This is a genomic window from Microbacterium sp. 05T445 (assembly GCF_056395865.1).
Genome location: NZ_JBFTKJ010000001.1, coordinates 1732801 through 1746692 on the forward strand (window position 1 = coordinate 1732801; position 13892 = coordinate 1746692).

7 protein-coding genes are annotated in these 13892 nt (G+C 70.1%); 5 read left to right on the forward strand and 2 right to left on the reverse strand.

Going from position 1 to position 13892, the window contains the following annotated elements; all coding sequences use genetic code 11:
• Positions 1-38 precede the first annotated feature (38 nt).
• Together AC1DDU_RS08285 and AC1DDU_RS08290 are read left to right on the forward strand one after the other, a co-directional pair.
• Positions 39-1736 (forward strand): formate--tetrahydrofolate ligase, encoded by a 1698-nt coding sequence (locus AC1DDU_RS08285; protein WP_477432897.1) that lies wholly within the window; start codon positions 39-41, stop codon positions 1734-1736.
• Between the two features lie 62 nt (positions 1737-1798).
• Complete coding sequence (locus tag AC1DDU_RS08290; protein ID WP_477432899.1) at positions 1799-3403, forward strand: DUF7507 domain-containing protein; 1605 nt, start codon at positions 1799-1801, stop codon at positions 3401-3403.
• 15 nt (positions 3404-3418) lie between these two features.
• Here the strand turns inward: AC1DDU_RS08290 and AC1DDU_RS08295 are convergent, their stop codons facing one another.
• On the reverse strand, positions 3419-4693 hold the full coding sequence (locus AC1DDU_RS08295; protein WP_477432901.1) for a GNAT family N-acetyltransferase: 1275 nt from the start codon (positions 4691-4693) through the stop codon (positions 3419-3421).
• A 12-nt stretch (positions 4694-4705) separates the two neighbouring features.
• On the reverse strand, positions 4706-5065 hold the full coding sequence (locus AC1DDU_RS08300; protein WP_477432903.1) for a VOC family protein: 360 nt from the start codon (positions 5063-5065) through the stop codon (positions 4706-4708).
• Positions 5066-5259: 194 nt separating this feature from the next.
• On the opposite strand from AC1DDU_RS08300, the gene AC1DDU_RS08305 reads away from it, so the two are divergent.
• The 3 genes from AC1DDU_RS08305 to AC1DDU_RS08315 all read left to right on the forward strand — a co-directional run bounded on the left by AC1DDU_RS08305 (position 5260) and on the right by AC1DDU_RS08315 (position 13695).
• Positions 5260-7365, forward strand: coding sequence for an acyl-CoA dehydrogenase family protein (locus tag AC1DDU_RS08305; protein ID WP_477432905.1), 2106 nt, complete (start codon positions 5260-5262; stop codon positions 7363-7365).
• A gap of 54 nt (positions 7366-7419) precedes the next feature.
• Positions 7420-8442: a LacI family DNA-binding transcriptional regulator gene (locus tag AC1DDU_RS08310; protein WP_477432906.1), complete on the forward strand. Its 1023-nt coding sequence runs from the start codon at positions 7420-7422 to the stop codon at positions 8440-8442.
• A gap of 177 nt (positions 8443-8619) precedes the next feature.
• Positions 8620-13695 (forward strand): DUF7402 domain-containing protein, encoded by a 5076-nt coding sequence (locus AC1DDU_RS08315; RefSeq protein ID WP_477432908.1) that lies wholly within the window; start codon positions 8620-8622, stop codon positions 13693-13695.
• Positions 13696-13892: the final 197 nt, after the last annotated feature.

Here is a 13892-nt window from a genome sequence, read left to right on the forward strand (position 1 = left end):
GCCGTCGTGGGCGACGGCGCCCGCGACAGGAGCGACACGTGGCCACGAGCAACATCGAGATCGCACAGCAGGCCGACCTCTGGCCGATCACCCGGATCGCCGAGGGACTCGGCATCCCGGACGACGAGCTGGAGCCGTACGGGCGGTACAAGGCCAAGGTGTCGCTGCGGCACCTGCGGACCCTCCGCGATCGCCCGCGCGGGCGACTGGTGCTCATGACAGCGGTCTCGCCGACGCCGGCCGGCGAGGGCAAGACCACGACGACCGTCGGGCTCGGCGACGCGCTCAGCCGCATCGGCGAGCGCGCCATGATCTGCCTGCGCGAGCCGGCGCTCGGGCCGGTGTTCGGCATGAAGGGCGGCGCCGCCGGCGGCGGGTACGCGCAGGTCGTGCCGATGGAGGACATCAACCTCCACTTCACCGGCGACTTCTCGGCGATCGCGATCGCGACGAACCTGCTCGCCGCGCTCATCGACAACCACGTCCACCACGGCAACGAGCTCGGCATCGACGTGCGGCGCATCACGTGGCGCCGGGTGCTCGACGTCAACGACCGGGCGCTGCGCGAGGCGGTCGTCGGTCTCGGCGGCCCCTCGAACGGGTACCCGCGCGAGGACGGCTTCGACATCGTGGTGGCCAGCGAGGTCATGGCGATCTTCTGCCTGGCCACCGATCTCGTCGACCTCAAGGAGCGGCTCGGCGAGATCGTCGTGGCATACCGGCGCGACCGTACGCCCGTCCGCGCCCGCGACCTGCAGGCGCACGGCGCGATGGCGGCGATCCTGCGCGATGCGCTCGCGCCGAACCTGGTGCAGACGCTCGAGCACACCCCCGCGTTCGTGCACGGGGGGCCATTCGCGAACATCGCGCACGGCTGCAATTCGTTCCTGGCGACCGACGCGGCCCTGCGGATGTCGGACTACGTCGTCACCGAGGCGGGCTTCGGCGCCGACCTCGGCGCCGAGAAGTTCGTCGACATCCTGTGCCGCACCACGGGCCTGCGGCCCGAGGTGGCGGTGGTCGTCGCGACGGTGCGCGCCATGAAGTACCACGGCGGCGTGGAGGTCGCCGACCTGCCGCACGAGGATGTCGCCGCCCTCGAGCGCGGTACCGCGAACCTGGTGCGCCACCTCACCACGCTGCGGGAGACGTGGGGAATCCCGACCGTCGTGGCGATCAACCACCGCGAGGAGGACACGGATGCCGAGACCGCGGCGCTGGTGGCTGCGGCCGAGGCGGTCGGGGTCCGGGCGGTCGTGGCGAAGCACTTCGCCGAGGGCGGCGCGGGGGCCGAGGAGCTCGCCCGCGAGGTGGTGCGACTGTGCGACGAGCGTGCCGCAGCACCGGGGGGCGCAGCATCGGAGCTCCGCTTCACCTATCCCGACGACGCGACGCTGTGGCACAAGATGAGCGCGATCGCGACGCGCATCTACGGGGCGACGGAGATCACCGCGTCGACCGCCGTCCGCAATCAGATCAAGCGACTGCAGGACGAGGGGTACGGCGGCTACCCGGTGTGCGTCGCGAAGACGCAGTACTCGTTCTCGACCGACCCGAAGCTGCGCGGTGCGCCGCGGCACCATGCCGTCGACATCCGAGAAGTGCGCCTCGCGGCCGGCGCACGGTTCGTGGTGATGGTGTGCGGCGACATCATGACGATGCCGGGGCTGCCGGCGGCGCCGGCGGCCAACTCGATCGACGTCGACGACGACGGCCGCATCGTCGGGCTGTTCTGACGATTCGCGGCCTGACCGGCTTGGTTCTTGCCGGGCGCGAGCCCCGCTCGTAGGGTGTGGGCATGTTGCGGCGCTGGTCGGTGGTCGTCCTGGCAGGGCTGGTCGGCGTTCTCGGCATCGCGGGTGCGCCCGCGGCATCCGCCCTCCCCGTCGTTGCGGCGGTGGGCGACCCGGCCGTCGGACCGCTGCTCCTGGACGAGGACTTCACCGGTGCCGCCGCGGTCCCGGAATTCACCGGCTACGGCACCGCGTGTCTGACCGGAGCGCCGCAGGCGGGGCCGCTCGGAGCGGGCGTGCACACGCTGTCGGGCTGTCCTGCGCAGGGCGTGCCGCCGGCGGGGTTCGAGTCGCTGTTCCCGGTCTCGCCGCCCCTCGGTGCCGCCCCGAACGGATTCCTGCGTCTCACCGATGCCCTGCCCGACCAGGCGGGGGCCGTGCTGTACGACACCCCGATCAAGGCGACCGACGGCGTGGAGATCACGTTCGAGCAGTGGCAGTACGGCGGCTACTCGACGCTCCCGCAGTTCGCCGGGCAGACCGCCGACGGCATCTCCTTCTTCCTCGTCGACGCGAACGCCGAGCTCGATGCGCCCGGCGCGTTCGGCGGCAGCCTCGGATATGCGAAGAAGCTGCCCGACGACGACCCCGCCAACGCGATGGTGCCCGGAGTCGCGGGCGGTTACCTCGGCTTCGGCTTCGACGTGCTCGGCAACTTCTACGGCGACTGGGAGCAGCGCGGCGCCGGATGCCCGCCCGACCAGCTGTCTCCGGCCGGCTCGTCGTTCCTCGTCCCGGCGCCCGGCGCCAACATGGTCACGGTGCGCGGTCCGGTCGGCGCCGACCAGACGCTCGGCTACTGCTGGCTTGCTGCGACGGCCACCGGACCCAACGCTTCGACGCTTCCCGGCGTGCTCCACGGCGCCACCACGGGTCCGCTCACCACGGATCCTGCCGCCGCCGTCACCGCGCTGGAGCCTTCCAGGCGCACCGTGACCATGCGGCTCGAGCCCGAACCGGTGCACACCATCACGGTGTTCATCGACTTCCATGACGGCAACGGCTCACAGCAGGTGCTGAGCATGGAGGCGCCACAGCCGGTGCCCGATGCCGTGAAGTTCGGGTTCGCGGCCTCGACGGGTGCGTTCACCGACGTGCACCTGATCCGAACCCTCAAGATGCAGGCGATCGCCCCCGACCCGGCACTCGGCCTCGTCAAGACCGCCCAGCCGGTGGTGGCGGGCGATGTCTCGGAGGGGTCGCAGCTGCGCTTCGACTTCGTCGTCACCAACACCGGCGGCGGCGCGGTCGACGACATCGTCGTGACCGACCCGCGAGTGGCGACCGTCACGTGTCCGTCGACGACGCTCGCCGAGGGGGCGTCGATGACATGCACCGCGGTCTACACGATCACCGCCGCCGACGTGGCCGCGGGGAAGGTCGTGAACACGGCGACGGTCGACGGCATCGGACGCGGCGGGCCCGTCCCGTCGCAGTCCGCGACCGCGGAGGTGCCGTTGGCGGCCCTCGCGGCCAGCGGCGGCGTCGCTGCGCCGCTCGTCGCCGTGGCGTCGACAGCGCTCCTCGCGCTGCTGACCGGTGCGGTGCTGGTCGACCGGCAGCGGCGTCGCGTGCCGCAACGGGCCGGCGTTGCACGCCGTGGTGGGTGAGGAACGGGCGCCGCGTCAGACCGGAGGGAACGTCCGCACCCGCTCCACGCGCAGCGTGTGGGGGAGCGCGGCGAGGTCGCGTGTGCCGTCGGCCCGCGGGAATTCGTAGAGGTCGAGCATCAGCTGCACGGGATAGTCGATCCTCTGGCGCACGGTCTTGACCCAGCGGTGGTCGATGAAGAACCGCACGGCGTCGGGCGTCCACTCCACGGCGTAGTCGTGCATCTCGGTGAGGTCGCCGACGACGCGGATCTTCTCGAAGTCGTCGCGCAGGCGCGGGTCGTGCTGCCGCTTCACGCCGACGCCGACCCACCCGCCCTCCTCGTCGAGCTCGCTGCCGAAGATCTCGGCGATGCACAGCTCCCCGCTGTGCTCGGGGACGTCCTCGAAGCCGATCGGCCAGAACGCGACCATCGCGTCGGGGTGGCGCACCGCGGCCATCCGCACCTCGATCACGCCGAACCGCGGGAGGTGGAGCCTGCGCTCCGGCTGCTCCTGGCGCACCACGAGCCCTTCGCGGAAGCGGTGCTGCCCGACCGGGCCGCCGCACTGCCCGGAGAACTGGCCGGTCTGCAGGTGCGAGACGCGGTTGTCGCCGTCGAACTCGGGCGACCACGGCGCGGTGTCGGCGTCGATGAAGAGCTCGAGGGCGTCGGGCGCGACCGAATACCGCGCCGCGGCGCGCTCGCGCGACGACCAGTGCGCGAGGTAGAACGGCCACCACACCTTCTCGTCGAGCACCCCCTCGCCGAAGCGCTCGTCCAGGGCGGGCTCGCGGCCGTCGAGGTCGAGCGGTGACATGTCGAGCACCCAGACGTTGAAGTGCAGCTCGGACCCGCGCCACGGCTCCGTGCCGGATCCTCGGTGCTCGAACCCGGCGCCACGGCATACCGCGTTGGACGCAGCGTTGTCGACGCCGGGGTAGGCGACGAGCAGGTCGCGGTCATGTCGCTCGGCGACTTCGCGGACGATCAGTCGCAGCGCCTTCCGCGCGAGGCCGCGCCCCTGCCACTCGGGAAAGACGTTCCACCCGGTCTCCCACGCGGGCGCGCCCTCGTGCTCGACCTGCCAGTACCCGATGCCGCCGACAGGTGTGCCGTCGAGCTCGATCCGGTACATCGCCGCTTCGCCGGCGTCCATGAGACGCAGGTAGCGCTCCTGGCGTTCGTCGAGCTGCTCCGGGCTCTCGGGACCGCCGAGGTGAGCCGTCATCTCGGGGGTGTTCGCGCGCTCGAGCAGCGCGCGGTCGTCCGGCCCCCACGCCGCGAGTGTCACGGTTCCATCGCTCATGCCGAGCCCAGGTCAGCGGTCGGTGACGAGGATGGTGTTCCCGTCGGGGTCGGTCGCCGTGAAGAACAGGCAGCGATCGGGGTCGCCGAGCTCGTCGCTCGGGCGCGCCCCGAGTCTCGCGAGCCGTTCGTGCACCGACGCCAGGTCGTCGACGCGGAAGTTGCACGTCGCCCACGGCAGGCCCGGTTCGACACGGATGCCGCTCTGCGGGCCCATCAGCGTCACCTGGCCGCGCGAACCGGCGAGCACGCTCGAGACATCGGTCGCCTCGACGACGCCGAGGCCGAGCACCTCCGCGTACCAGAGCGCGCTCGCGCGAGGATCGTGCACGGGGATGAACGCGGTCGTGATGGCGGTCGGGGGCGGCGTCATGGCGATGAGCCTAAGGCCCTGCACCGACCTCGGACAGGCCGCAGCGGCGCCGGGCTGTGCGTCTCGCACAACCCGTCTGCGCTGAGGCGCGCACCGATGTTGTGCACATTCGACAGCGGCTTTGATGCGCGCTTGTGGGAGTTCTACGGTCGAAGAGAACTTCCTCCTGTCCATCCCGCTGAAAGGTGATGCACATGGCTGACGCCGCCGTCCGTTCCAAGAAGCCCGCCGTCCACAAGCGCACGCCCGCCGGCGGCGCCCCGACCGCTCCGCACACCGCGGCCGAGGCATCCGAGCCCCGCATCGATGTCGCGGCGGTCACCGACCTGCTGCTGGGCACGTGGGCGCACACGCGTCGCGAGGCCCGCGAGATGATCAAGGACCCCGCGTTCTGGCGGATCGACGGGCTGCCCATGCCCGAGCACCGCGAGCGCGTGCTCACGCAGCTGCACCTGCTCGTCGAGCACGGCGGCTCGCGCCGCGCGTTCCCTGCGGAGTACGGAGGCCTGGGCGACAACGGCGCCAACCTCGCCGGGTTCATGGAGCTGGTGCTCGCCGACCCGAGCCTGCAGATCAAGTCCGGCGTGCAGTGGGGACTGTTCGGCTCGGCCATCTACCAGCTCGGCACCAAGAAGCACCACGACCAGTGGCTGCCCGGCGTGATCGACCTGTCGATCCCCGGAGCGTTCGCGATGACCGAGATCGGTCACGGATCGGATGTCGCCGCCATCGGCACGACGGCCACCTACGACCCCGACACCGAGGAGTTCGTGATCAACACGCCGTTCCGCGCGGCGACGAAGGACTACCTCGGCAACGCGGCGCTGCACGGCAAGGCGGCGACGGTGTTCGCGCAGCTGATCACCGGCGGCGTGAACTACGGCGTGCATTGCTTCTACGTCCCGATCCGCGACGACGAGGGCGGCATGCTCGACGGCGTCACCAGCGAGGACGACGGCGTCAAGGGCGGCCTCAACGGCATCGACAACGGCCGGCTCGCGTTCGACCACGTGCGCGTGCCCCGCTTCAACCTGCTCGACCGCTACGGCCAGGTCGCGCCCGACGGCGCGTACACGTCCGACATCCCCAGCCCCGGTCGCCGCTTCTTCACGATGCTCGGTGCGCTCGTGCAGGGTCGCGTGTCGCTCGACGGCGCCGCGACCACCGGCACCGCGCTGGCTCTGTACATCGCGCTGACCTACGCGAACCAGCGTCGCCAGTTCGACTCGGGCGCCGGCACCGAAGAGGTCGTGCTGCTGGACTACGGCAAGCACCAGCGGCGCCTGCTGCCCCTGCTCGCCCAGAACTACGCGCAGTTCTTCGCCAACGACGAGCTGCTGAAGAAGTTCGACGCCGTCTTCTCGGGCCGCAACGACACCCCGGAGGAGCGCGAGGACCTCGAGACGCTCGCCGCCTCGCTCAAGCCGTTGAGCACCTGGAACGCGCTCTCGACGATCCAGGAGGCACGCGAGGCGTGCGGCGGGTCGGGCTTCATCGCCGAGAACCGCTTCGTGGGCCTGCACCAGGATCTCGACGTCTACGTCACCTTCGAGGGCGACAACAACATCCTGCTGCAGCTGGTCGGCAAGCGACTGCTCGCGGACTACGCCCGCCAGTTCAAGGGCAAGGATGCCGCAGCCCTCGCCCGCTTCGCGGTCGGCCAGACCGCGGGCAAGCTGTTCCACGGCGCGGGCCTGCGTCAGCTGGGTCAGGCGGTCGCCGACTTCGGCTCGACCGCCCGCTCGGTGGAGCTGGGGCTGCGCGAGGACCAGCAGCACGAGCTGCTCGCCGGCCGCGTGCAGCGGATGGTGGCGGATGTCGCCGGCGCGCTGCGCCCGGCATCCAAGCTGTCGCCCGCCGAGGCGGCGGCGCTGTTCAACAGCCACCAGGCGGAGCTCATCGAGGCCGCCCGCGCGCACGGCGAGCTGCTGCAGTGGGAGGCGTTCACCGACGGCGTGAACCGCGTCTCCGACGAGAGCACCCGGCAGGTGCTGACGTGGCTGCGCGACCTGTTCGGCATGCACCTCATCGAGAAGCACCTCGCGTGGTACCTCATCAACGGACGCCTCTCGACGCAGCGCGCAGCCTCGGTCTCGCGCTACATCGACCGGCTCACGTCGCGACTGCGCCCGCACGTGCAGGACCTCGTCGACGCCTACGGCTTCGAGCCCGAGCACGTGCGCGCGCCCATCGCATCGGGTGCCGAGCGCAAGCGCCAGGACGAGGCCCGCGAGTACTACCACGCGCTGGCCGCGTCGGGCGACGCACCGGTCTCGGAGAAGTCGCTGAAGAAGAAGTGACCGCGTGGGGCCTCGTGCGCGCGGGCGTGCACGAGGCTCTAGGCTTCTGGCGTTATGGGCGGACGTTCGGGAGAGGCACGCACGCGGACCACGCTGCGCGAGGTGGCGGAGCGAGCCGCGGTGTCCGTGGCGACCGCCTCCTATGTGCTCTCTGGAACGCAGAAGGCCGGCGCGCGGTTCTCGGAGGAGACGGCCGATCGCGTCCGCCGATCGGCTGCCGAGCTGCAGTACGTGCCCAACCGCATGGCTCGCTCCGTGCGGACCGGGCGCGCCGGAGTGATCCAGCTGGTGCTGCACATGCTCGGCGACCCGTGGACCCAGGACATCGCGGCAGCGTTCACCGCCCGGGCCCCGGAGCACGCACTGACGACCCTGATCGCACTGGACTCGGACTTCGCGGCCGCGCTCGCGCGCAGCGAGTTCGATGCCGCGTTCGTGGCGGCCACCGGAGTCTCGGAGCCCGCGCAATGGCGTGAGGCCCTCGGTCCGCTGGCGCGCAAGGTGGCGGTGTATTCGTCGACGCTCGAACCGGACGGCTTCGACGTCATCCGCTTCGACGAGCGGTCGGCCGCGCGCATGGCGGTGGATCACCTCCTCGAGCGGCATCGCGACGTGGCCTGCCTGACGGCGGTCGCCGATCCGGACGAGCCGGAAGGCGGTGTGCGCCGCCGTGCCTACGTCGAGGCGATGACGGATGCCGGCCGCGCAGTCCCCGAGGGGTATGTCGTGCAGTTCGAGAAGGACGTGCTCGACGCGTACCGGGCCTCGCGGGCGCTGCTGACACAGGAGCACCGCCCTTCGGCCGTGTTCGCCGAAGCCGACTTCGCGGCGTTCGCGGCCGTGCAGACGGCTCGGGAGCTGGGGCTGCGCGTGCCGGAGGACGTGGCCGTGATCGGGATCGGCGACTCGGTGCAAGCCGGGCGATCGGGGATCAGCTCGGTGGGCGCCGTGGACATGCGTGAGCGGATCGTCGACTTCGTGCTGGAGCGGGCGCTCGACCCCGGCACGCCGCAGAATCGTCTGCTCGTCCTGGAGCCGGTGCTCTACGCGCGCCACTCCACGCATTCCGCGCACTGATCGCGATCGATTTCTTGACGTCGGCGTCGACCGTTGACAGCATCAGCGCTTAATCGTCTAAGCAACGATCACGGGCCGCAGCGTCCACTCTCTTTCCCCGAAGGCGATCCCCATCGTCGGTTCATCGACGAACCCCAGAGGAGCAGCATGAAAGACAGCCGCAGGAAGCCGATTGCGATGATCACTGCGACCGCCGTGATCTCCACGTTGATGGTGCTCGGCGCGAGCGCAGGCGCCGCGCAGGCGCAGCAGGTCGCCGGGACGGCGCCGTTCATCAACTCCTGGCTGGTGTCGGGACCGTTCGACACCGCGGTCGCGGACGAGATCTACGGTTGCGAGGTGGCCGCGGAGCCGAACCTCGCCGCGACCGCGAAGGCGACCGCCTCGTCCGCGCTCGCCGTCAACCCGCCCGCGCAGCTGATCGACGGCGACATCCGCAAGCAGTGGGTGGCGCAGAACGACCCCGCCCCGACGGTCACGCTGACCTGGACCACCCCGATCTCGCTGAACGAGGTCAGGCTCGCGCAGTGGGGCGACGGCAGGCACGTCAACAGGCACTACGACCTCGCGTTCACCCTGACGGACGGGTCCACGGTGACCTCGCCGCGGGTGGACAGCACGTCCGCTTCGCCGTCCGAGCCCACGGTCTACATGCATCCGAAGGTCCTCGCCGGCGTGACGTCGATGACGATCGCGATCGATCGGGGAGTGACTCCGTACCCCTCGATCACCGGGCTCTCCGAGGTCGAGGTGTACCAGCGCGCGCAGCCGACCGACGGCGGCGCGTCGATCGACCCGGTGCTCGGCGGCACGCTCGGCGACGATGCGGAGTCCGGTGACTGGGAGTACTTCGACGACCGCGTCTACAACCGCAACTACGACGACTACCAGGACCTGTACGGCTACTTCGAGGTGAAGAAGGGCGAGGACACCCGCAACAAGTTCGTCTACGCCCACACCTACGTGTACAGCCCCGAGGCGCGGAAGGCGTACGTGAACGTCGGCGCCAGCGGCTCGTACCGGCTGTACGTGAACGACCGCTGCGTCACCGCCCCCAGCACCCCCGTGGAGGTGCAGAAGGACCTCACGCGTCAGGAGGTGGACCTCCAGCAGGGCTGGAACAAGGTGCTGCTGCAGATCCAGCACACCTACACCGAGGACGTCAACGCCAACGGCGTGCCCGTCGCCAAGGACCAGAACGTCGCGTTCCTGGGCTTCTACGGACGGGTGGGCGACAAGGACGGCAACCGCATCGACGGCATCCTCAGCTCGGTGAACGGCCCCGCGGACGAGCTGAGGATCGACACCACCGGCCTGAAGTCCGACGACGAGGCGGGGAAGGGCCTGCCGGCCCAGCAGCTGCCGACCGGGTACCTGGACTGGCCGTACGTCTGGAACAAGTCGGTGACGGACAAGAACCACGGCGTCTCCGCCTCGGCGTTCCAGTTCCTCGCCAGCGGCGGCGAGCCCGGCTACACCTGGAGGCTCGTGGACGGGAAGCTTCCCGACGGCCTCGAGCTCAACGCCGACGGGACGATCGCGGACGGCCTCGTCGACGGCAAGGCGGATCTGTCCAGCCGAAAGGGCATCATCAGCCCGAAGGCGAAGGTCGGCGACTACGAGTTCACCCTCGAGGTGACCGACCGGGCCGGTGCCGTGGCGACGAAGAAGTTCACCCTCACCGTGAAGGAGCGTCCGAACAGGAAGTTCGAAGAGGGCCGGGTCAGTGCACTGACCCACGCCGCGCCGATGTACGGCTACTTCGTCGACCCGAACTACTCGTACGACCAGTGGGCCGCGCGCGCGAAGGCGCAGGGGCTGGCGATGGTGTCGGTCGAGGCGCTGCAGCAGAACTACCACTGGCCCTCGAAGTTCTCCGACCCGGCAGGCGATCGGCAGAAGTACCTGCCCAAGGGCGAGGACGGCAACGTCGTCGACGGTCTGAAGCCGATGGTCGACGCCATCCGCCGCTACGGCATGGATGTCGGCATCTACTACGCCACCGAGGGCGGCGGCCTGCAGCACTACTCGACCGACGTGTTCGTGCAGAACGTCGAGGACCTGCTGGATCGCTACGACCCGAGCTACCTCTACTTCGACGGCCCGCAGGCGATGCCCAACGCCAACTACGACGTGATGTACAGCGCCGTGCGCAACCACAGCGCCGACGTGGTCATCGACTCGAACGCCTGGGGCGAGGAGTACGGCGACCCCGATCTGCGCACCAACGAGGCATCCCACATCTACGCCAACGCGAGCGCGAACCACCTCGTCAAGCGCAGCCCGATGGAACCGTGGAAGATCCTCGGCACCAGGAACCAGGACTCGCCGTACTACCCGCAGCGCGACGACTTCCGCCTGGTGGTGCAGGAGACGATCATGAACGCCGGTCGCGGCTACGTCGACAACAACGACCAGACGATCGTGGACGGACGCGGGCCGAACTGGCACTCGCCGGAGGAGATCGTCACCCGCTATCCGAAGGGCGCGCAGGAGTTCATCGACGTCCGCGACCAGATCGGCGACTGGTTCAGCCCGAAGGCCGGCATCGACCTGCTCGAGTCCGTCTCCGGGACGACGCCGTTCTTCCTCCCGGGCTACGGCTACGAAGACGACGGGATCGGCAACCACGAGAAGTTCGCTCATCCGGACGCCTCCACCGGGCCGCAGTGGGGGTACGCCACCGCGCGCGACAACATCGTGTACCTGCACATCCTGAAGGGGCCGGACGGCAAGAAGGGCTTCGACGCGATCCAGGACGGCACGCTGACCCTCGGCGGCATCGGGCACGACGTCACCGCCGTCACGCACCTGAACACCGGGAAGGCGATCTCGACGTTCACGCAGGACGGCGACTCCGTCGCGCTCGATCTGTCCGCCGTCGCCGCCGACCCCGTCGACACGATCATCAAGATCGAGACCGACAGCAAGGCGCGCACGTACCGGATCACGGATGCCACCATCGACGCAGAGCCCCTGGGCGCCGGCCGGCTCAAGCTCATCGCCGGCGGGTACATGACGTACCCGGCACTGCCCGCGAAGCTCGACAAGGTGGTGTTCAGCGCACCGAACACCGGGGTGGCGCAGGTGAACAAGAACGGCGTCGTCATCCCGCGCGCGGACGGCTCGGTGAAGGTCGACCTCGCCGTGACCTCCGGCAAGGTCACCAAGAAGGCGCAGGTCACCGTCACCGTCAAGGACGGCGTGGCGTACATCGGCGACGACCTGTCGTCGGCGGTGCTGCGCATCGGCGGCAAGGAGACGTTCGGAACCTTCCCCACCGGCGCCGATCCGGAGTACTCCCTCGAGGGCCGGTCCGGGCACGGCCAGGCGGTGCGGCTCGGTGCCGCCGACGTGACCTGGCACGCCGGCATCGTGGATGTCGACGGCGGCACCAAGACCCAGCCGGTCGCGATCACCGAGGTGGACACCTTCGGCTTCGCGAAGGGCAGGGTGACGACGCCTCAGGTCAGTGAGCCGACCAAGGGCGCGGTCTGGGCCGAGGTTACCCTCGACGGCAAGACCGTGACCACCAACCGGGTGCTCCTCGACCTGCTGCCGACACGCGACGTCGCCGCTGCCGCCACGGTCACCACCAGCGACGCCTCCCCGGACGCGGGCGCGCTCACCGACGGCATCACCATCGACGCCGCGCACCTCGCAGGTTCGGGCTGGAGCACCGCCGCGGGTGGTGCATCGTGGGCGCGGTTCGACCTCGCCGCTCCCACCGAGCTCTCCAGCATCGGGCTGGCGTTCAACGAGGCAGGGCAGAGCTACGCGAACACGCCGCGAAAGATCGTCATCCAGACGAGCATGGACGGCGAGACCTGGAAGGACGCCGCCACCGCGAACGGCCCGACTGGAGCGATCTTCTGGGGCAACGTCGACTCCTACCCGGTGACGGGGATCGCGCAGCACGTGCGGATCTCCTTCCCCGAAGGGTCGGCGGGCGCGTCCCTGGACCTGCTCGAGGTGCAGATCCGGGCCGTGCACGAGATGACCGGGCTGGCGAGCATCCAGGCATCGCCCACGATCCGCGACCACGGGCGCTCGGCGAAGGTCGAGGTCACGGGACGCACGTTCCAGGGCGACGCCGTCGCGGTGCCCTCCTCGGCGGTGAAACTCGTCTCCGGTGACACCGGCGTCGTGGCGGTCGACGCCGAGGGGCGGCTCACCGCGGTGGGAGAGGGCCGGACGCAGGTCCTGGTCACCGCGAAGGTGAACGGGTATCAGGCCTCGGACTCCTTCACCGTGAAGGTCGGAGCGGACGGTCGTCTGTCGCTGCCGAGCTTCGTGCGCAGCGTGGAGCTGTCGCTGACCGGTGGCACCATCCGCGTGGGGCAGCCCGTCGTGGCGCAGGTGCAGGCGACGCTGAGCACGGGCGCTGTCGCGAACCCCGCCGAGGTGAGCACGACCTTCGAGTTCAGCGATCCGCGGCTGTCGCAGGTCGACGGAACGAACACCGTCGTGCTGACCGAGCCGGTCACCGGCGCGGTGGCTGCGACGGTGCGCGCGGTGGTCACGCTCGACGGTCAGAAGGTCGTGTCGGCCCCGGTCGCGCTGACCCTCACCGGCGAGAACCTGGCGAGCTCGGCATCCGTCACCGTCTCGTCGGTGCGCGACCGCAACGGCGTACCGGACGGGAATGCGGTGGATGACCGCTACGTCGGCGCCAAGGCGCTCGACGGCGACAGGGCGAGCTCCTGGGCATCGAAGCAGGCCGACGTCTCGCCGTGGATCAGGCTCGACTTCGGCGCGCCGGTGACGATCGACCGGGTGAACCTGGTCGACCGCGGCCACGAGGTCAACCAGATCGTCGAGGGGCTTCTCGAGTGGGAGGGCGGCAGCAAGGTCGTCACCGGGATCAGGTGGGACGGGCAGCCCGACAACATGATCACGCTCGACGCACCTGTCACCACCTCGTGGCTGAAGTTCACCGCCGACCCGAGCAACGTCTTCGACAACCAGGCGCGGCACGGCGAGGTCGGGCTGGCCGAGTTCAGCGTGTTCGGGCCGGCGACCGCGAAGAGCGTCGTCGACGCCGTCGCCGCACCGGTGACCACATCGATCGGCCGGCAGCCGGCGCTGCCGGCCGAGGCGGAGGCGGTCTACAGCGACGGCACGACAGGCGCGGTACCGGTCTCCTGGGAGGAGATCCCGGCCGGGAAGCTGGCGGAGGCCGGGTGGTTCGCCGTCGCGGGGACCATTGAGGGAACCGACGTGAAGGCGCGGGTGATCGTCACGGTGAAGTAGCGCGCAGACGGATCCGATCGCTGCGGACCGGACAAAGATCACGAAACGGTAACGATGGCCGGAAGGGTGTCAGGAATCGGGGGGTTCCGGACATTCCTCTAGTGAAGGCCACTCTGAACCGCCCGCGTGATCGGGCTTCGCGCGGCGAGGGAACGTCTTCATGGGGACCGCGAATCGGGTACGCGGTCCCCTTTTCC

Bases quoted from the DNA above. Each gene is read 5' to 3' on its own strand.
- AC1DDU_RS08290 (WP_477432899.1), top strand. From the start codon at position 1,799: ATGTTGCGGCGCTGGTCGGTGGTCGTCCTGGCAGGGCTGGTCGGCGTT.
- AC1DDU_RS08295 (WP_477432901.1), bottom strand. From the start codon at position 4,693: ATGAGCGATGGAACCGTGACACTCGCGGCGTGGGGGCCGGACGACCGC.
- AC1DDU_RS08300 (WP_477432903.1), bottom strand. From the start codon at position 5,065: ATGACGCCGCCCCCGACCGCCATCACGACCGCGTTCATCCCCGTGCAC.
- AC1DDU_RS08305 (WP_477432905.1), top strand. From the start codon at position 5,260: ATGGCTGACGCCGCCGTCCGTTCCAAGAAGCCCGCCGTCCACAAGCGC.
- AC1DDU_RS08310 (WP_477432906.1), top strand. From the start codon at position 7,420: ATGGGCGGACGTTCGGGAGAGGCACGCACGCGGACCACGCTGCGCGAG.
- AC1DDU_RS08315 (WP_477432908.1), top strand. From the start codon at position 8,620: ATGATCACTGCGACCGCCGTGATCTCCACGTTGATGGTGCTCGGCGCG.